The organism is Vibrio sp. A37 (assembly GCF_059777565.1).
Genome location: NZ_JBLNLI010000004.1, coordinates 298,330 through 315,953 on the forward strand (window position 1 = coordinate 298,330; position 17,624 = coordinate 315,953).

19 protein-coding genes are annotated in these 17,624 nt (G+C 39.6%); 9 read left to right on the forward strand and 10 right to left on the reverse strand.

What is annotated here, in order from left to right; translation table 11 throughout:
• Positions 1–53: 53 nt before the first annotated feature.
• The gene (locus ACM2FC_RS09595; protein ID WP_498480689.1) at positions 54–716 is read right to left on the reverse strand and encodes a hypothetical protein; all 663 of its coding nucleotides are present in this window, start codon (positions 714–716) and stop codon (positions 54–56) included.
• Positions 717–888: 172 nt separating this feature from the next.
• Complete coding sequence (locus ACM2FC_RS09600; RefSeq protein WP_498480690.1) at positions 889–1,128, reverse strand: putative hemolysin; 240 nt, start codon at positions 1,126–1,128, stop codon at positions 889–891.
• Between the two features lie 190 nt (positions 1,129–1,318).
• On the opposite strand from ACM2FC_RS09600, the gene ACM2FC_RS09605 reads away from it, so the two are divergent.
• Positions 1,319–2,251 carry an exopolyphosphatase gene (locus ACM2FC_RS09605; protein ID WP_498480691.1) on the forward strand — a complete coding sequence of 311 codons (933 nt, stop codon included), beginning with the start codon at positions 1,319–1,321 and terminating at the stop codon, positions 2,249–2,251.
• Positions 2,252–2,313: 62 nt separating this feature from the next.
• Here ACM2FC_RS09605 and ACM2FC_RS09610 read toward each other — a convergent pair whose 3' ends face one another.
• Positions 2,314–3,330 (reverse strand): GGDEF domain-containing protein, encoded by a 1,017-nt coding sequence (locus tag ACM2FC_RS09610; RefSeq protein ID WP_498480692.1) that lies wholly within the window; start codon positions 3,328–3,330, stop codon positions 2,314–2,316.
• 203 nt (positions 3,331–3,533) lie between these two features.
• Between ACM2FC_RS09610 and ACM2FC_RS09615 the strand changes: the two genes are divergently transcribed.
• Positions 3,534–3,893 carry an MmcQ/YjbR family DNA-binding protein gene (locus ACM2FC_RS09615; protein WP_498480693.1) on the forward strand — a complete coding sequence of 120 codons (360 nt, stop codon included), beginning with the start codon at positions 3,534–3,536 and terminating at the stop codon, positions 3,891–3,893.
• Positions 3,894–3,898: 5 nt separating this feature from the next.
• Here the strand turns inward: ACM2FC_RS09615 and ACM2FC_RS09620 are convergent, their stop codons facing one another.
• On the reverse strand, positions 3,899–4,816 hold the full coding sequence (locus tag ACM2FC_RS09620; protein ID WP_498480694.1) for a chemotaxis protein: 918 nt from the start codon (positions 4,814–4,816) through the stop codon (positions 3,899–3,901).
• 158 nt (positions 4,817–4,974) lie between these two features.
• Between ACM2FC_RS09620 and ppiC the strand changes: the two genes are divergently transcribed.
• Positions 4,975–5,253, forward strand: coding sequence for a peptidylprolyl isomerase PpiC (gene ppiC / locus ACM2FC_RS09625; RefSeq protein ID WP_498480695.1), 279 nt, complete (start codon positions 4,975–4,977; stop codon positions 5,251–5,253).
• Positions 5,254–5,299: 46 nt separating this feature from the next.
• On the opposite strand, the gene ACM2FC_RS09630 is transcribed toward ppiC, so the two are convergent.
• Positions 5,300–5,503, reverse strand: coding sequence for a hypothetical protein (locus ACM2FC_RS09630; RefSeq protein WP_498480696.1), 204 nt, complete (start codon positions 5,501–5,503; stop codon positions 5,300–5,302).
• A gap of 305 nt (positions 5,504–5,808) precedes the next feature.
• Positions 5,809–6,129 carry a heavy metal-binding domain-containing protein gene (locus ACM2FC_RS09635; RefSeq protein WP_498480697.1) on the reverse strand — a complete coding sequence of 107 codons (321 nt, stop codon included), beginning with the start codon at positions 6,127–6,129 and terminating at the stop codon, positions 5,809–5,811.
• A gap of 176 nt (positions 6,130–6,305) precedes the next feature.
• Between ACM2FC_RS09635 and ACM2FC_RS09640 the strand changes: the two genes are divergently transcribed.
• From ACM2FC_RS09640 to ACM2FC_RS09655, 4 genes are read left to right on the forward strand one after another with little or no spacing between them, the layout of a single operon-like run.
• A complete protein-coding gene (locus tag ACM2FC_RS09640) occupies positions 6,306–8,123 on the forward strand; it encodes an extracellular solute-binding protein (protein WP_498480698.1) in 1,818 nt (605 codons plus the stop codon).
• A 9-nt stretch (positions 8,124–8,132) separates the two neighbouring features.
• On the forward strand, positions 8,133–9,218 hold the full coding sequence (locus ACM2FC_RS09645) for a microcin C ABC transporter permease YejB (protein ID WP_498480699.1): 1,086 nt from the start codon (positions 8,133–8,135) through the stop codon (positions 9,216–9,218).
• Positions 9,219–9,245: 27 nt separating this feature from the next.
• The gene (locus ACM2FC_RS09650) at positions 9,246–10,292 is read left to right on the forward strand and encodes an ABC transporter permease (protein ID WP_498480700.1); all 1,047 of its coding nucleotides are present in this window, start codon (positions 9,246–9,248) and stop codon (positions 10,290–10,292) included.
• Between the two features lie 18 nt (positions 10,293–10,310).
• Complete coding sequence (locus tag ACM2FC_RS09655; RefSeq protein WP_498480701.1) at positions 10,311–11,900, forward strand: ABC transporter ATP-binding protein; 1,590 nt, start codon at positions 10,311–10,313, stop codon at positions 11,898–11,900.
• Positions 11,901–11,910: 10 nt separating this feature from the next.
• Here ACM2FC_RS09655 and ACM2FC_RS09660 read toward each other — a convergent pair whose 3' ends face one another.
• The 3 genes from ACM2FC_RS09660 to ACM2FC_RS09670 form a co-directional block, all read right to left on the reverse strand.
• Complete coding sequence (locus ACM2FC_RS09660) at positions 11,911–12,795, reverse strand: LysR family transcriptional regulator (protein WP_498480702.1); 885 nt, start codon at positions 12,793–12,795, stop codon at positions 11,911–11,913.
• A 204-nt stretch (positions 12,796–12,999) separates the two neighbouring features.
• Entirely contained in the window at positions 13,000–13,962 is a 963-nt protein-coding gene (locus tag ACM2FC_RS09665; protein ID WP_498480703.1) for a LysR family transcriptional regulator, read from the reverse strand.
• Positions 13,963–14,223: 261 nt separating this feature from the next.
• The gene (locus ACM2FC_RS09670) at positions 14,224–14,628 is read right to left on the reverse strand and encodes a PPC domain-containing DNA-binding protein (RefSeq protein ID WP_498480704.1); all 405 of its coding nucleotides are present in this window, start codon (positions 14,626–14,628) and stop codon (positions 14,224–14,226) included.
• Between the two features lie 222 nt (positions 14,629–14,850).
• Between ACM2FC_RS09670 and ACM2FC_RS09675 the strand changes: the two genes are divergently transcribed.
• Both ACM2FC_RS09675 and ACM2FC_RS09680 read left to right on the forward strand, forming a co-directional pair.
• Positions 14,851–16,497 (forward strand): hypothetical protein, encoded by a 1,647-nt coding sequence (locus tag ACM2FC_RS09675; protein ID WP_498480705.1) that lies wholly within the window; start codon positions 14,851–14,853, stop codon positions 16,495–16,497.
• Positions 16,494–16,910: an RNA-binding S4 domain-containing protein gene (locus ACM2FC_RS09680; protein ID WP_498480706.1), complete on the forward strand. Its 417-nt coding sequence runs from the start codon at positions 16,494–16,496 to the stop codon at positions 16,908–16,910. Before ACM2FC_RS09675 ends, ACM2FC_RS09680 begins: the two co-directional genes overlap by 4 nt.
• Before the next feature lie 66 nt (positions 16,911–16,976).
• Here the strand turns inward: ACM2FC_RS09680 and cueR are convergent, their stop codons facing one another.
• The gene (cueR, locus tag ACM2FC_RS09685; protein ID WP_498480707.1) at positions 16,977–17,363 is read right to left on the reverse strand and encodes a Cu(I)-responsive transcriptional regulator; all 387 of its coding nucleotides are present in this window, start codon (positions 17,361–17,363) and stop codon (positions 16,977–16,979) included.
• Between the last annotated feature and the right edge of the window lie 261 nt (positions 17,364–17,624).

Consider the following 17,624-nt stretch of genomic DNA (forward strand, 5'->3'; position numbering starts at 1 on the left):
CGGTTGGGATAGCTTTTGTGAAATAGTAAGCAGTATAGAGCGCTTAGCTTGACTTACAGCTGTCGTTGTAAGCGTATACGAACTTTTATCGATTCAATGGCGATAAAAATAAATGCTGCAAGTTGTGTCCCTTCGCTGATAGATTTTATCTGTTCTATCGAAGAGTGAGAGCCCAAAACCAGATGCCAAAATTCTGGCAAGCGAAATAAAGTTATCGCAACTATCAGTATGGAGGATGTACAAAGAATGAGTTTGGCATTGTGGCTAGAAAATACAATGTTCAGTTCTTTCAACAGTCCTGTTCCACCTCGGCAAGCTACAATGGCTGCAGCGGCAAAAAACTTGAGTCCGGGTATGTACCAAGGGATGTTAAAAATGGTTTCAATCCAATAATTTGACTTATAAAGAAAAATAAGCATAAACATTGCAGAAATAAAAACGAGTGCATTTCTGAGGTCTTTTCTCCACCGGCGAAGGTTGAAAAAAATAAAAGCACAAGCAAGCAACATGATTTTCTGAGTAAAACTAGTAAATGACGCACCTTTTAGTAAAAGGTGTGAGTGTGAACTATCGAAGTGAAGACACAAGTTTAATACTAGAAGTATGCCTACAATGCTTAGAGCGTAGGCACTCAACGAGTTTTTACTTAGAGCTTTAGAAGCATTACTGTTGGTAATACTTGAATGATTTGAGTTCACTCTGATATTTGACTTCATTTTGCTACTATGACGAATAGAGATTTGAGTACTGGTACATAATGTCAGGACTCGATCGAGGCAATAATTTGGTGACAAAATACCCTAAATGTCAGTAAAGTCAATGAGGTTTTAGTTGCATATGCAGAGTGGGCTGGCAAAAACCTTTCTTAGGTAATCACCAGCAATAAAATTAATGATGTTGGTTATAGTAGGCCCATTGCTCGACTCGCTTATCACCGAAATCGCAGTAAGTCATGCGTTCACCGTGCTCTGTGTCGAATTCAAGCGCCCCACCTTCTTGAACGCAGTAAATTGTTGCAGGCTCTGTTACTGCAAGTTCATCAGCTACGTGATACCGACCACTTTGGCTTTCACACCCAGTGATGAGGAAACTTATAGCTAACCCTGTAAAAACATAGACTTTTTTCATTGGCTCTCCGTAGCAATTAATCCGTATGCATGTATCGAATTATATAAGAAGCTCTAAAAAACATTGCCTTAAGTTTGTTAAAAGATCGATGGTGTCTAAAATTAAAACAAAAGTGAATTTTATCATTATCTAATTAACAGCAAAAACTGTATAGCAAGACGAGTGTCTGTACAGAAAAAAGGAACTTTATATGTCAGATAGCAAGTATCGCTTAGTGACTCGTAGTGATTTTGATGGGTTAGTCTGCGCTGTTCTTCTTAAACAAATTGATTTGATCGACGAAATCCAATTTGTCCATCCTAAGGATATGCAGGATGGCATAGTAGAAATAACAAATAGGGATATAGTGACTAACTTGCCGTATGTTCCTCATGCACACTTAGTGTTTGATCATCATCTATCTGAGAAATTAAGAAATCCGGGCCAGCACCCAAATCATATTATTGAGCCAGATACGCCGTCAGCGGCCAGAGTAGTATGGAACTATTATGGTGGTCAATCCAAATTTCCGCAGGACTGGGAGGATATGATGGAGGCAGTTGATAAGGGGGACTCTGCGCAATTCAGCCGTGATGAAGTATTGGACTCAACAGGTTGGAATCTGCTCAACTTTCTCATGGATGCGAGAACCGGACTCGGGCGCTTTAAAGAATTCAAGATATCGAATTACAAGTTAATGATGGATTTAATAGACTATTGCAAAAATCATACTATTGAAGAAATCTTGTCCTTGCCTGATGTGAAAGAGCGCATTGAGTTGTACAGAGAGCATGAAAACATGTTCAAACAGCAGATTCAAAGGTGTGCTTCTGTCTACGATAACTTGGTTTTGCTGGATCTCACTGGTGAAGAAACAATATACGCTGGTAATCGTTTTATTATTTATGCTCTTTTTCCACAATGTAATATATCTATCCATAAGATATGGGGCTTTCAGAAAAAGAAAATCGTTTTTGCTACAGGGAAATCCATTTTTGATCGAAGCTCGAAAACAAATATTGGTAAATTGATGCTTAAGTACGGAGGTGGAGGACATAAAGCTGCAGGAACTTGCCAAGTAGAAATAGACGATGCAAGTCAGGTTCAATCGGAGTTGATCAAGAAAATTACTTTAGATGGTTAGAGTATATGCCAGATAAACAGGAGATACTCTAACATATAATATGGGGTTACTGATAAGCGGTTTTATTCTGGATGAACTCGATTTCGACCTGCTTCTTTTGCCTCATACATTAACCTGTCTGCTCGATCAATAAGTTCTGACACACTTTCAGATTCTTCCATCTCAGCCACGCCAAAAGAAGCGGTCACACTGCGAATCTGTTGTCCGGTCTTTTTGTCTTTAATGGAAAGGTTTTCGATCAGCTTTCTTACAGTTTCGGCTAATTGTCTCGCCACACTGAGTGGCTTATTCGGTACAATAAGAGCAAATTCTTCACCGCCGAAGCGATAAGCTGATATGCCTTCTTTACTTGTCGCTTGTAGTCGCTTAGCAACATTTTGAATGACAGTGTCACCAAACAAGTGGCCATATTCGTCATTAAAATTTTTAAAGTGATCGATGTCTAGTAAAATTAAGCATAGTTTTTGTTTGGCATGACAAAGTGTAAATAAATCGTCGTCAAACGCTTTTCGGTTATACAAGCCCGATAGGCTGTCAAACAAAACATCTTTTTGCATTTCAGATAGTTTCGTTTTTAGACGACTAATTTCGTGGCTTGCATCTTGTAGATAATTACTCAGATGGCGAGTTGAATTTTGAATTTCTTTGGATTCTGACAATAGCTCTTGTACGACATTCATTATTTCTTCTATTGTCATGCCATCATCGTTGGCTCGTTCAAGGTTAGAGAAGCTTTCGTCAATGACTTTTGAAAATTGTGTCGTGTCCTTTAATGTATCCCTCATTGAACTACCGGCTTCAGATAATAGCAGCTCTAAGCTAGCTTTGAGCTCTTGATTGTCCGCTTCCGCTCTACTCGCAATGTAATTTGAATATAGAGCAGAGCCTGTTGCTGGTGGACACACGCCATATTTGTCTATTGCGGCATCTAACTCGATATTAAGACTGGGTATTGCTTTGTCGACGTAAGTGTACCAAAGAGCGTAATTTGCCGGCGTTACAGGAACATGATTTTTCATCATTAACGGAACGGCTTTTTTTAGATTTGCGGTTGCCTTTTTATAGTCGTTATCTGTCATGATTGATACTCACACTTTGAATACAATAAGATTAGTGGAAATTAGAGCGGCTTTCCTAATAAATATCAAAAAACTGAAAGCGGATATTGCATTTCGCTACTATATCTAGAGTACGCTTCAATTGCGCACTGTATTTTTGCTGGGTTTAAAGAGTGTTTTTGGTTATTTTGTTTACGTGTAGCTGATGATATGGGTGAAGGGTTATGGAGCAATTACATGATTACTTAGAGCAGTTTCCCGCTAGCGAATTAGACTTTCCATTTGGTCCCCAAGTGGCAGTATATAAAGTTAAAGAGAAAATGTTTGCGCTGGTCTCAACCCTTGATGGTCGTCCATACGTTAACTTAAAATGCAAACCAGAAGATGGAGAAGTTTTAGCGAGTCAGTTTGATGGGATTATTCCCGGTTATCATATGAACAAGCGACATTGGATTACTGTTTATACCGACCAAACTGATGTGGAGCCAAGCTTGATTCATGAACTAATTGAACAATCTTATAAGTTAGTAATTGGTCAGTTGAAGAAATCAGACAGGGTCGAGCTAGAGTCAAAATTGAAATAGCGTGCCTACACATCGGTATTTATGTGTTCAAGCTTGATTGCACCCTTTAGCATTGCTTGAATTAACTCAGCAGCGTTGAACTTCTCTAGGGCTTCATGAGCGCCAACTTGATGTGCTCGGTCAACGCATATTTCGCTGGATAATGAAGTATGTAAAATGCAATATACACCTTTTAGCTCGGGAGAATTCTGTACCTCAAACGCTAGCTCGTAACCATCTAAACCGGGCATTTCAATATCACTCACCAGTAAATGGATAGCTTTATCCGTTGACGCTTGGTCTTTCATTAACTGCAGCGCTTCAACTCCATTGTTGCAAATTTGATAAGGAATGTTGATCCCATCTAACGCGTCTGACAACTGTTTTCTCGCAATACTAGAATCGTCAACGAGGAGTATATTGAGGACTTTTAATCTTTCACGCTCGATATCAGTGAGCATTGGAATATTGCCAGATTCGAATTGTGGATATATTTTGGATAGAAGTAACTCAACGTCAAGCATTTGGACTATTTTATCTTTATGTCGAGTTATACCAGTTACAAAGATGTTCTTGCCCGCAGTATCGGGAGCGGGTTCTATGGAGCGCCAGTTACACTCAATAATTTTATCAATAGTGCGCACCATAAACGCTACGATGGTTCGTAGGCAGTCCGTCACAATAAGATAGCAGCTTTGATATTCTTCTGGCTGAATTGCACGGAAGCCTATTGCAGCAGACATATCAATAACAGGAATGGTCATCCCTCTAATTGTGACCGTACCAATGACGTGATGGTGCGAGTAGGGGATCTGAGTTGTTGGCATATATGGGACTATTTCACGTACTTTTAGAGTACCAATAGCAAACAACTGCTTTTGCAAGTTGAGCGTAAACATCAGCATACCTTGTGATTGGTTCGCTTTGCTGGTTACTTTTGCCATGGTTTTTCCCAATTCTTTACCTTTACTAATTGTAATAATAACTCAAATGTGTCTGAACGTAATTGGATTATTATGGTGTGAATATACACCCTATGATTTTGTGACGTTTATGGAAATCTTCAGTAGAATAGCGAAAAATTTATAAGTAGGTAAAAATCATGGCACAAACCGCCGCAGCATTGCACATATTAGTTAAGCATAAAGAACAAGCCGAAGATATTATTAAGCAATTGAAAAAAGGCGCTAAATTTCAAACGCTAGCAAAAAAATACTCAACTTGTCCTTCTGGGAAAAAAGGCGGCGATCTTGGTGAGTTTCGTCGTGGACAAATGGTACCGCAGTTCGATAAAGTTTGTTTTAGCGGCGAAACACTTACACCCCACTTAGTGAAAACCAAGTTTGGTTGGCATGTCGTTAAAGTTCTTTACCGAACTTGAATTCACTGTCTCTCAATTGAAATGAAGTTAGCAGATCTCAACATGCTTAGGCATTTATAAACGTGTCTGCTTGAACAAGCATAGAGTTTTTTGCTAGTAAATCATCTTCTCTGCGTATTGAAGGCTTGTTAGTAATATGCCTTGTGGATGCGTTCGATACATCGCTGTCTTGTCTGTGCTCAGCCAGATCGAGCGTTCCCGGCAATATTGCATCTAGTAAAGCACTTGGTGCGGATAGGTCTACTCTCATTTTATACCTCACAAATGTACTACTGTAGCGGCAGATTGAACTAAACTTGGGCCAACTTTTTTCATGCCACCGAACCTTGTTTAGCTCAATGCATGGCTCGTGCCAAAATTTATCCTAAACTTATGACAATTTAGAAATAGACAAGAATGCCTTTACTAGCATGAGATGTATAAGTAATGACTATTGGTTGCTGGCTAGTTTTTAATGATTATTTACATTATATTCAATAACCTACACATATTAACCTAACCATTTTAGTGCAGGCGAAGCCGAAAAGTGTGCAGTCACCTTATTTGTTGCGCACTCTATTCAATCACAACTGCAGTGCCACTAGCTGAAACCATTAGCATTCCGTTTTTATTACCAAGTACTTCGTAATCGATATCTACGCCAACAATTGCATTGGCTCCAAGTTCACGAGCTTTTTGCTCTATTTCTTGAAACGCTATATTGCGCGCCTTCTCTAATTCTTTTTCATAGGTCCCAGACCTTCCTCCGACTAAATCGCGGATCCCTGCAAACATGTCTTTAAACATATTCGCACCCAATATGGCTTCACCAGCTATAACGCCTTTGTATTGTTTGATTGTCTTACCTTCGATGTGAGGTGTTGTGGTAATAATCATGCAGCATATTCCTAGTGTTGATGCGCTTTTCGATAGTTAAGTAGAAAAATAGTTCGAATGAATTGTCATAACAGTGAGCACCATCTGATTGCGACAAATTTCACTATACATATTCAGTTTACTTGGGTATACAACTGAATATGCGAGCTATCGTGAAATTTAGAAGGGAGTCTAAAATGAGAGCGCTAAAGTGTTTGTTAGCTGTCGTCACTTTATCCATGATCAGTTTGGTTGCTAACGCGAAAACTATTGAATCAACCAGACTTGTTGGTTTTGGCCAGGCTAAGTACCCCGAAAACTTCACTCATTTCGATTATGTGAACCCTAACGCGCCAAAATATGGAAAGGTGACGTTTGGTCGAATTGGAACGTATGACAACTTTAACCGTTATGCTTCGCGAGGGGTTCCCGCAGCGGCATCGGGTGAATTGTACGACACTTTGATGTTTGGCCCAGCAGATGAAGTTGATTCCTACTATCCATTGATAGCTGAAAAAATTCGTTATTCCGATGACTTCAAATGGATGGAGGTCGATATCAACCCTAAAGCACGCTTTCACGATGGCGTTCCAATTACGGCGCACGACGTGGCATTTACCTTCAGTAAATTTATGAAGGAAGGTGTCCCTCAATTCCGTGTTTACTATAAAGACATTAAGTCAGTAACCGCATTCAATGATAAAACGGTTCGAATAGAAATGTCTGCGCCAAATAGAGAGAAGCTATTCAGTTTTGTTCAGGGGATACCTGTATTACCTGAGCACTTTTGGAAAGATAAAAATTTCTCAGAGCCGCTGGATAAACCACCGGTAGGAAGTTCTGCTTATAAGGTTGTCGATTTTAAGCCGGGGCAAAGTGTGACATATGAATTAGTTGACAACTATTGGGCTGCGAATTTACCGGTCAACGTCGGTCGTAACAATTTTAAACAGGTCGAGTACGATTATTACCGTGATGAGACCGTTATGTTGGAGGCTTTCAAGGCAGGGGAGTTCGATGTTCGTCAAGAAAGCTCAGCGAAGTTTTGGGCTAAGTCTTATACAGGCGTTAACTTCGATAAAGGTTATATCAAAAAAGAAGAGATACCGCATCACAAGCCTGTCTCTACTCAGGGATTTATCTTCAATATTAAGCGACCAATTTTTAGTGACCCTAAAGTCCGAGAAGCACTTAACTATGCGTTTGATTTTGAGTGGATGAACAAAAATATGTTCTACAACTCCTATGTAAGGACTAGAAGCTATTTTGAAAATTCTGAGTACGAAGCGCGAGGGTTACCGTCAGAAGACGAACTGGCAATTTTAACGCCATTTAAAGGAAAGATACCTGAGCGAGTATTTACAGAAGAGTATCAACCACCTAAGACCGATGGCACAGGAAGAATAAGAAAGCAAATGCGCGTCGCTTTCAAACTTTTGAAAGAAGCGGGTTGGGAGCTTAAAGATGGTGTCTTGACCAATAAAAAAACGGGTCAGCCTTTTACATTCGAGTTGTTGATTTATAGCCCTTCGACCGAGCGCTACGCTATACCTCTGCAAAAGAACTTAAAGCGCCTTGGTATTGATATGAAGATTCGTACCATAGATACCACACAATACACCAAGCGCTGGAGAGATAGAGATTACGATATGATTTCGTCTCGCTATTCAGCAATGAATTACCCAAGACCCGATCTTATGATTGTGTGGAATTCGCACTATTTAGACTCTTCGTACAACCAAGCTGGTGTAACAGATCCAGTTGTCGATCAGCTCACTCAAGACATTGCTGATAGCCAACAAAACCCTAAAAAGTTGCTAGCACTTGGACGAGCTTTAGATCGGGTCTTACAGTGGAATTTCTATATGATTCCCCAGTGGTACATAAATAATTACCGTGTAGCAACTTGGGATAAATTTGAGCGACCAGCCGTCATGCCAAAATATGATTTAGGTATAGATACATGGTGGGTTTCAAAAGAGAAAGCTAAGAAATTACCTGAAAAACGTCAATAAGAGGTTGTTATGGCGGCTTATATTTTTAGGCGATTATTGCTGGTGATACCAACACTTTGGGCAATTATCACTATCAATTTCTTTATTATTCAAATTGCTCCGGGAGGACCTGTAGAGCAAGCTATCGCCCAAATAGAAGGCAAAAACTCTGGCATTATGGAGCGTTTTGCCGGTGGAGGTAGTGAAGTTGATACCAGTAAACCTGACGATAACAAAGCAGGTTACAAAGGATCTCGCGGTCTAGACCCAGAAGTGGTAGCTGAAATAAAAAAACAATTTGGGTTCGATAAGCCTATTTTAGAGCGCTATTGGGACATGCTAAAAAACTATGCCACTTTTAATTTCGGTGAAAGCTTGTTTAAAGGTGGCAACGTTATCGATTTGATTGTGGATAGGCTGCCCGTTTCGATATCGTTGGGTCTTTGGAGTACACTCATTATCTATTTCATATCAATTCCTCTTGGCGTGCTGAAGGCTATTCATCATGGCTCAAGGTTTGATATTTGGTCCAGTGCGGTTGTCATTGTTGGATACGCGATTCCAGGTTTTTTATTCGCCATTATCCTGATTATATTTTTTGCTAGTGGGAACTACTTCAGTTGGTTTCCCTTAAGAGGTTTGGTGTCGAACAATTTTGACCAGCTCAATTGGTATCAGCAAATTGGTGACTATTTTTGGCATCTTACTCTTCCAATATTAGCGATGGTGATTGGTGGTTTTGCGACACTCAGTATGCTAACCAAGAACTCATTCTTAGACGAAATCAATAAGCAATATGTGGTGACCGCTCGAGCTAAAGGGCTGGATGAGAGAAGCATTCTATACAAGCACGTTTTCCGTAATGCGATGCTTATCATTATCGCTGGTTTCCCTAGCGCATTTATAAGCATCTTTTTTACTGGTTCGATGCTAATTGAGGTGATGTTTTCACTCGAAGGAATAGGGCTGCTTGGATTTGAATCCACGATTCAACGCGATTATCCAGTCGTATTTAGCTCCTTGTATATCATGACGTTACTAGGGTTGATTCTGAGTATTATTTCCGATCTTACCTATACTTGGGTTGATCCTCGTATTGATTTTGAGGCTCGTTAATTTATGTTGCTTGCGTTCAAAAGGATAATGCCAAAAAAACTAAAACAGAGGCGAGGTAACCCCCTCAATGAAGCTCGCTGGCTAAGGTTTAAAGCGAATAAAAGGGGATGGTGGTCTTTATGGATATTTGCTGTATTGTTTTTAATCAGCTTATTCGCTGAGTTTATTGCTAACGACAAACCACTTTTCGTTGAATACAAGCAAGAATGGTACTTTCCAATTTTTCACCAATATCCTGAAACTCAGTTTGGAGGAGAATTTCAAACTGAAGCAGACTATACCGATCCGTATGTCGAAGACTTAATAAAAGAACACGGCTTTATAGTTTGGCCAATCATTCATTTTAGCTACGATACGATCAATTTAGATGTAGTAGGCTCTGTCCCATCTCCCCCTGATGCGACAAACTGGTTGGGCACGGATGACAAAGGTCGTGACGTACTCGCTCGCATTATTTATGGGTTTAGAATTTCAGTGTTATTCGGTTTTGTGCTCACGATTGTTTCGAGTGTTATCGGCGTGGTTGTAGGGGCCACGCAGGGGTATTATGGTGGATGGCTCGATTTATTTGGTCAGCGCTTTATTGAAGTTTGGTCGGGAATGCCTACCTTATTCTTACTGATTATATTGTCGAGCTTTGTCGAACCCAATTTTTGGTGGTTATTAGGCATTATGGTGCTATTTAGTTGGATGAGCTTAGTTGGGGTGGTAAGGGCAGAGTTTTTGCGCTGCCGAAATTTTGATTATGTTCGTGCGGCACAAGCAATGGGCGTTAATGACACTCGCATTATGCTACGCCATATGTTGCCAAATGCGATGGTGGCTTCTTTAACTATGATGCCTTTTATACTATCTGGATCGGTGACGACACTGACTTCGCTTGATTTCCTTGGTTTTGGTTTACCTGCAGGATCGCCATCTTTGGGTGAGTTGCTTGCGCAAGGTAAGGCGAACTTACAAGCTCCTTGGTTAGGTATTTCGGCATTTATTGTTTTATCACTCATGTTAACGCTATTGGTGTTTATTGGCGAAGCTGTTCGTGACGCTTTTGACCCGCACCATCACGGCAAGTAAGGCTAGTAGAATATATCTATGACGAAAACAGTTTTAACCATCAACGAACTCTCAGTTGGCTTTGGTAGGCAAGGAAACGTCGAACAAGTGACTGACAGAGTAACCTTGTCAATTAATCAGGGGGAAACACTAGCGTTAGTAGGTGAAAGTGGTTCGGGTAAGTCCGTCACAGCGAATTCAGTATTAAAGCTTTTACCCCGTAATTCAGCTCACTACATGAATGGTCGTATTGAGTTTGATGGTAACGATATGCTGACTTGCTCTGAGCGGAGGTTACGCGGTATACGTGGTGGCCGTATCGGTATGATTTTCCAAGAACCGATGGTATCACTTAATCCTCTACATCGCGTTGGTAAACAGCTCGTGGAAACACTTTCGATTCATAGAGGGATGCGTCAGTCCAAAGCAGAAGTTCTAGCATTAGACTGGATGAAAAAAGTAGGGATAAGGTTTCCAGATAAAAAAATTGCCGCATACCCACATGAGCTTTCTGGTGGTGAAAGGCAAAGAGTTATGATCGCAATGGCTTTAATTAATGAGCCAGAACTTCTTATTGCTGATGAGCCCACGACTGCGCTTGATGTATCAGTACAAGCCCAAATACTCAGTTTGTTAAAAGATCTCCAGCAAGAACTCGGTATGGCAATGTTATTTATTACCCATGATTTGAGTATCGTTAAACGGATTGCAGACCGAGTTGCTGTTATGCAAAAAGGCAGCCTTGTTGAAGTAGGGGATTGCCAGCAAGTTTTTCATAATCCTTCACACCCTTACACTAAGCAGCTAATCGATTCAGACCCCAAAGGGACTCCTGTACCTACGCTTAGTGAGGCCCAAGATCTATTGCGTGTCGACAAACTTAGAGTCTGGTTCCCTATCACTGGTGGAATATTTAAAAGAACCATCGATCATATTAAAGCTGTGACAAATATGAACTTTGTGCTTAAAAAGGGTTATTCAATAGGGTTAGTAGGCGAGAGTGGCTCTGGAAAATCGACTACAGGCATGGCTATATTGAAATTGGTGGCATCAACAGGAGAAATACACTATCAAGGGCAAGCTCTGCAGTCACTTGATAGAAAAGGAATGCTACCATACAGGAGCAAAATGCAGGTTGTATTTCAAGACCCATTTTCTGCTTTAAACCCGCGCATGTCTGTCGCACAAGTAATAGGGGAGGGGCTAAGGGTTCATTTCGATCATGATGAACACACAATTGACACCATGATATGTGACGCAATGAGAGAAGTGGAATTAGATCCCGAAACACGTCATCGGTATCCGAATGAATTCTCTGGGGGGCAGAGGCAAAGAATTGCAATAGCACGGGCTTTGGTGCTAAAACCGGAATTTATACTGTTGGATGAGCCTACATCCTCATTAGACCGCACTGTTCAATCACAGGTACTCGACTTGCTCAAAGAGCTGCAGGTTAAACATCAATTAACATACTTGTTCATTAGCCACGATTTAAACGTAGTCAAATCCCTTTGCCACTATACGATTGTGATGAAACATGGAGAAATTATAGAGCAAGGTGAAACACAATCTCTATTTCAGTCGCCAAAGCACGATTACACAAAAGAGCTGGTAAGTCTCTCAATGTAAGGGTGGCAAATCAACTCTTAACTAAGTTTGGCAACAACTCAACAAGTTTGTGAGAGGTTGTCGAAAGTGGTGTTGATTGGGATCGAAATATAGACAGCTGGTAAAATACATCACTAACAGGCAGCTTTACTAGCTCCCCACTTTCCAGATACGGTTCAACGAATTCTTTCGGTGCAATAGTGAATGCCAATTGTTCTAAGACAAGGTCGATACAACATTGGATGTTATCAATTTCTTGTATTGCATGGGTAGTCGGATCTGAAAATTGCGTAATGGTTTTTTGTAGATGCCATTTTAAAGTGCTTGGTATTGCCCAGTTGCAATGCTTTTCTACTTCTTGTTTTGCAGACCGTACACAAACTAAAGGTATGCTAGTTAAAGGCGTTGAGATCAAACTGTCGCAGTTAATCGTCTGCTCACGGCCAGAAACACTGCTTATGAAGAAGTCGATTTCATTCTTATTGGTCATATCATTCAGGGCTTCGCATCCACCAGAAGTCAAGAATAAAGAAAGATCAGGGATCTTCGTATAAGCTTCTTTAGTTAATTTGCTGCAAAGCCATTGTGGTACTAGTGAATCAATACCGATCTTGACCTCTTGGTTATTGATTTTATAGATATTTTCTGCACGTTCTTGAAATTTCATCGCCGACGAAAATAGATCTACTGCATACGAGTATAAGTTAGTAGCAGCAGGACTCGGTTTTAGTTCACGCGTATGACGATAAAAGAGTGTGAGACCAAGATAGTTTTCTAGTTTTTGTAGATGCTTTGTCATTGCCGATTGGGATATATGACAACGCTCAGCTGCGTTCGAAATACTCTTTAACTCGTAAATAGAAATAAAGGACTCAAGGTGCCTCATAGCGAGATTATCAATAACTCTACTGTTCATATAAAATATATTTATGAAGATTTTACTTTTAATAAATCATATCACTGATTATTGTAGAGACAGAGTTATAAATCTATTACTGTTTGGAATAAATGTTATTTTACAGTGAGATAGAGAAATTTAGATTGGTGAGTGTATGATTACTAGCCATACACTCTTTATTATATACACGTTTTGGATGATGATTTCTATATATTTAAAATACTACTTATCAATAATGTGCTTTGTATAAAAGTTTTTAGATAGTACCTTTAATGACGATAGTATTTTTGTACTACTGATTGACAGCGGATTGTTATTGAGTGTGTATACGGCAACTGGGAACATATCCAGTCCTGGGGGAGTAACGTCTATAAGGCTTCCATTGGCTATTTCCTCACTAACGAAATATCTAGGGACCACAGTTGCAGCGCCTCCTTGCCTTGCAAGTTGCAGTCGAACCTCGGTACTATTAATTTTGTAGGTGATACAGCCTTTTTCCACCAACTTTAAATAAAAACTTTCCCATGTGGTATTTTTTGCATCATTCATAACCTCACTAGCTATAGCCCAAGGAAATGAAAAAATATCTTGATTCTCTTTGTAAAATGGGGCGTTTGGAGAGACTACATGTGCAAGGGGGATTTTAAAGAATTCCTTTACACAGATTTTGTCTATGTTTGGGAAAAAGCTTTGTGCTTCAGAGAAGCAGAGTAGAAAGTCTACATCTCTGTTCAATAACAACGAATTCAACTCAAAGACCGTACCGTCAGTTACGGATAGCCTTAAATTAGGAAAGTGTTCCGGAAATACTCTAGTCAAAAAGTATCCGAACTGAGTTGATAGTATTTTCCCCATACCAATTCTAACTTCACCGAGTTCAGCCGATTTAATATTTTTTACGCGCTTTTCTAGCGATTCAGCAGATTGGCAAAGATCTAAGCATTCACAGTATAGTAGTTTAGCAGGCTCACTTGGGTGAACGTTTTGGGTATCTCTATGAAACAGCGGGATACCAAAGTTTTTTTCTAGAGCTTGAATGCTTTTTGTAATAGTCGGCTGAGAGACGCCACACGCTTTTGCAGCTTGGGATAAGCTTTGTGTTTCATAGACTTTAATAAAGTAGCGAACGTGATTGATATTTATGTTTGTGGGTCTGGTTATCTCTGACATGGAGTTACTATTCATCTGCTATCGATTTACACAATACATTTCGTCAATATCCCTAGTCTCATCGATTAAGCTACTTGGCTATCAAAGAGTTCATGTCTTGCACTATGTAATTAAGTTATTCAAAACTGTTGAACTATAAGTTCTGTGAATGATTATGTCTATTTATTTTTAAATCATGACTTTTTAATTTGGAGTTACAGGAACAATGGTCTTCAAAACATTTACTACTTATATAGAGAACGATGATCGTCTAAGCGAGAATGAATGTATTTATATTCATTGAAATTTATTATGAATATCTAACTCACTATACCCAGTTAATTTATCCATTGTACGATCAAACCGAAAATTCTCATAATGAAATAAAATGAGTTCTGCTGTGGTATCTATGATAGTTCCCTCAAGCAAGTGACCACCAATGACTTTTCCTTGCTCATCAGATACCGACACGTGAATATGTTGGTGACGTGGCGTTAAAGTTCCCATGACTGAAACAATTTCAAAAGGTGCAGTAATAGAAAGCATTTTGGTTGCACCAGCCAAGCGAAGAGAAATAGTCGATACGCAACCAACGCAAGATGCGATGCTCCCTGCTTGGATATTATGTTGATTGACCAGTTTTTGAATCTCTTTCTTAAGGTCAGCACCCTTAGTAAGGCGTATTGCTATGGGGGTTATCATATCGGAATGAAATCTGTTTGTTGCAAGGCGGGCAATTGTATTGCTTTGTCGAGCTGCTGTAAATTAAATTGAGACGAGTCTTCAAGTTACTTATTGATACAGTTTACGGTAACGAAGTATAAATTTTCTTGGAGTGACTCAAGTTACACCGAATACGCATTTATAATCGGTTGATATTTTTGTATGATCTAGGCCTTTCGTTTTTATTTAATGAAGCAACAAATGTCCGCCTTGCCTCGTAAAGTTAGTAAAGCTCAAGTTCTTATCGCAGAGGAATCCCCACTTGTTATAGCAAATCTTAAGATCTTGCTGAGAGAGATGGGTTTTAGCGATCGACTAGTTTGTGTTGCCAAAAATCGTAGCAATGTATTCGCGGCTTTGAGAAAGTATTCTATTGATTTGTTTATATTTGATTCTAAATTCGGTGGCAGTCCTGACGCTGTGTCAGTAGCCTGTGAAGCGAGACAGCGGGGACTGGTCGACGATTCATGCATATTATTCTTGTTGACGAGTGAAATAGATGCCGAGAGAGTGCGTTCTATCATTGACTTTGGTGTTGATGGTTATGTTGTAAAACCATACTCACTTTTTGGTTTGAAACGTCAACTGAAGGACATTTGTCACAAGAAAATGTCTCTGAGTAACCTGTATGAACTAGATAAGACCAAGCCAGCAAATGAAATAGAGCAGATCTTCACTAAATCTTATCAGCAATTCCCTGATCTTACCGAGGAAATAGACATCCTTAAGGGTGAATATTTTGTCACGTCTAAAGACTATCGCTCAGCTTTAGTGCATTTTAAGAAAAATAGTCTCAAATATGAATCTTCGTGGGCAACCGTTGGATTAGCTACCTGCCTTATTCATTTGGAGGACTACGATAGAGCAGAAGGTTATCTAAATGCACTAATTGATAGCAAGGGTTCGCCAAATCCAGTAATTTTAGACAAACTGGCTCATGTTCGCTTGCTGAAGGGTAATCATGAGGGTGGTCTTCTATGTTTGACCAAAGCAAGTGAATTTGCCAAAGGTAATTCAACTAGATTGCACTGCTTGGGTTTATTGAATGAGGCGCTAGGTTTATCAAGTCGTGCTTTAGAAGATTACCGAGAGTATTCACGTGTGCATGTCAGTGGAGACAGGCATAAGTTGGAATCACAGCTAGATATTTTGCGACTTCAAGGTAACTTATGTTTAGAATCCGGCGAGTCTAACTTATCTATTTTAGAAAAAGGTGCTAAGTTGATCGGAAAAAGTATCTGCGATGAGCAAGATAAGTTAGCGCCAACACTTGTTAACACACACATTGCGATTCTAGAACATAACCATCGAACGCTAAGGCCGCAGCTGAGTTTACTTTTAAAAAGTCTCGATAAACTTAAGCCTAATTATTGCTGGTACTTACTATACCTACTGTATCTCACTCATGATGATTACTGGTTTGACAAAGTTTCGGCTCACTACACTTTGCTGTTAGAAACCAACAAAGCTCGCCTAGCTGATGTATGTGAATGTATTCGCGTTACTAACTTTAGAAAAAAAATAGAAAAACGCGCAATGCTGTTAGAATCAAATTTGAACGATATACGAAAACTAAAAAGTCAAAGCACATATCAAGCTGTCTTATCGGCAATAGAATTGTCGGAAAGTAGGCCGTTTTGTGTCCCTAGTGCCTTACTAGCAATCGAATTAATGCATGACTATTTTCCGAAAGATGTATCTCGTACGTCTCTTCGTCGAGTGATAACAAATAGTGAGCAGTTAGTTATCCACTCAATTAGTTTAAGAAATAATGAGAAAGAAGAGGCTCTAGCCTTATTGAAAGAGGTTAAAAGTAAGTTTAATCAGATGATTAGTGTAACAGAATGATGAATAACGAAGAAAAGAATAGCTTACCCACTGAAGAGCAAGAAATCGAAATTGAAGCGGTAGCGATAGAAGTTCACAGCGAGCCTGTAGAGCTATATAAGTTGCTTAAGGTAGCTAATCTAGTGAGTGGTGGAGGCGAAGCAAAGCTATTAATTGCAGACGGTTATATTGCAGTCAATGGGGAGTTAGAAAAAAGAAAGCGGCGGAAAATGTACGACGGAGATTTTTTCGAATTTAATCAAGAATACTATGTGGTAGTGCTTAGCGAGTCTATAGAAATAGAAGAAGAACACGATGACTCAGTATCGGCTCCAGTCGACAAGCTGAGCGAGACAAAAGATGAAGCTGATAAAGAAAAACAAGAAGCTAGCAATAAACCCAAAAAACGTCGCAACTTAGATTTCTTAGGTTAAAGAAGCTAGGTGGAGTGTTTTTGGCGAACTTGGGCAAATCTGAGACAAGTGTATCGCCTTATCAATTTATTTTGTTAATTCGTCGATGATCGGGCAATCGGAGTGTGTATCTCCTGGGCAAGCATCGACCCATTGACTTAACTGCTGCCTGATCTCTGTCAACTGGCGTAGCTTGACATCAATTTCTTGCAATTTTTCTTTTGCGCGCTGCTTTACATCGCTGCTTCTTCTACTTGGGTTGTTAGCAAGTTGGACAAACTCTTTACATTCCGCGAGTGAAAAGCCAGCGCTTTTTGCTCTAGCAACAAGGTTCAGTTCCTGGATATGAGATTCGTTATATTCCCTGTAACCAGAATCCGAACGGTATGGGGGAGTAATGACCCCTTTCTCTTCATAAAGCCGAATTGATTTGCTGGAAAGGCCTGTCAATTTGGAGGCTGTACCAATATTCATGTTTGACCTCAACTTTGATGTAACTAATAAGGCCATTGTAACCTGTTAATCAAAAAAGTGTAGTTGTACGTAAATATGATTCAATAACGGGTCCGCGAGACACCTATAAAAATGAATAATGATTATTTTCTAGTTGCTAAAAAAATTCATATTTGTTGCAGATCAACGAAGAGTGTATAGCAACATAAATTTCCATAAAATATTATTGAAAGATTCAAATATTATTGAATAATGTTCTTACATACGGTTAAGCCTTGCTGA

Coding starts and splice junctions, on each gene's coding strand:
- ACM2FC_RS09595 (WP_498480689.1), bottom strand. CDS start 716: ATGAAGTCAAATATCAGAGTGAACTCAAATCATTCAAGTATTACCAAC.
- ACM2FC_RS09600 (WP_498480690.1), bottom strand. CDS start 1,128: ATGAAAAAAGTCTATGTTTTTACAGGGTTAGCTATAAGTTTCCTCATC.
- ACM2FC_RS09605 (WP_498480691.1), top strand. CDS start 1,319: ATGTCAGATAGCAAGTATCGCTTAGTGACTCGTAGTGATTTTGATGGG.
- ACM2FC_RS09610 (WP_498480692.1), bottom strand. CDS start 3,330: ATGACAGATAACGACTATAAAAAGGCAACCGCAAATCTAAAAAAAGCC.
- ACM2FC_RS09615 (WP_498480693.1), top strand. CDS start 3,534: ATGGAGCAATTACATGATTACTTAGAGCAGTTTCCCGCTAGCGAATTA.
- ACM2FC_RS09620 (WP_498480694.1), bottom strand. CDS start 4,816: ATGGCAAAAGTAACCAGCAAAGCGAACCAATCACAAGGTATGCTGATG.
- ppiC (WP_498480695.1), top strand. CDS start 4,975: ATGGCACAAACCGCCGCAGCATTGCACATATTAGTTAAGCATAAAGAA.
- ACM2FC_RS09630 (WP_498480696.1), bottom strand. CDS start 5,503: ATGAGAGTAGACCTATCCGCACCAAGTGCTTTACTAGATGCAATATTG.
- ACM2FC_RS09635 (WP_498480697.1), bottom strand. CDS start 6,129: ATGATTATTACCACAACACCTCACATCGAAGGTAAGACAATCAAACAA.
- ACM2FC_RS09640 (WP_498480698.1), top strand. CDS start 6,306: ATGAGAGCGCTAAAGTGTTTGTTAGCTGTCGTCACTTTATCCATGATC.
- ACM2FC_RS09645 (WP_498480699.1), top strand. CDS start 8,133: ATGGCGGCTTATATTTTTAGGCGATTATTGCTGGTGATACCAACACTT.
- ACM2FC_RS09650 (WP_498480700.1), top strand. CDS start 9,246: ATGCCAAAAAAACTAAAACAGAGGCGAGGTAACCCCCTCAATGAAGCT.
- ACM2FC_RS09655 (WP_498480701.1), top strand. CDS start 10,311: ATGACGAAAACAGTTTTAACCATCAACGAACTCTCAGTTGGCTTTGGT.
- ACM2FC_RS09660 (WP_498480702.1), bottom strand. CDS start 12,795: ATGAACAGTAGAGTTATTGATAATCTCGCTATGAGGCACCTTGAGTCC.
- ACM2FC_RS09665 (WP_498480703.1), bottom strand. CDS start 13,962: ATGAATAGTAACTCCATGTCAGAGATAACCAGACCCACAAACATAAAT.
- ACM2FC_RS09670 (WP_498480704.1), bottom strand. CDS start 14,628: ATGATAACCCCCATAGCAATACGCCTTACTAAGGGTGCTGACCTTAAG.
- ACM2FC_RS09675 (WP_498480705.1), top strand. CDS start 14,851: ATGTCCGCCTTGCCTCGTAAAGTTAGTAAAGCTCAAGTTCTTATCGCA.
- ACM2FC_RS09680 (WP_498480706.1), top strand. CDS start 16,494: ATGATGAATAACGAAGAAAAGAATAGCTTACCCACTGAAGAGCAAGAA.
- cueR (WP_498480707.1), bottom strand. CDS start 17,363: ATGAATATTGGTACAGCCTCCAAATTGACAGGCCTTTCCAGCAAATCA.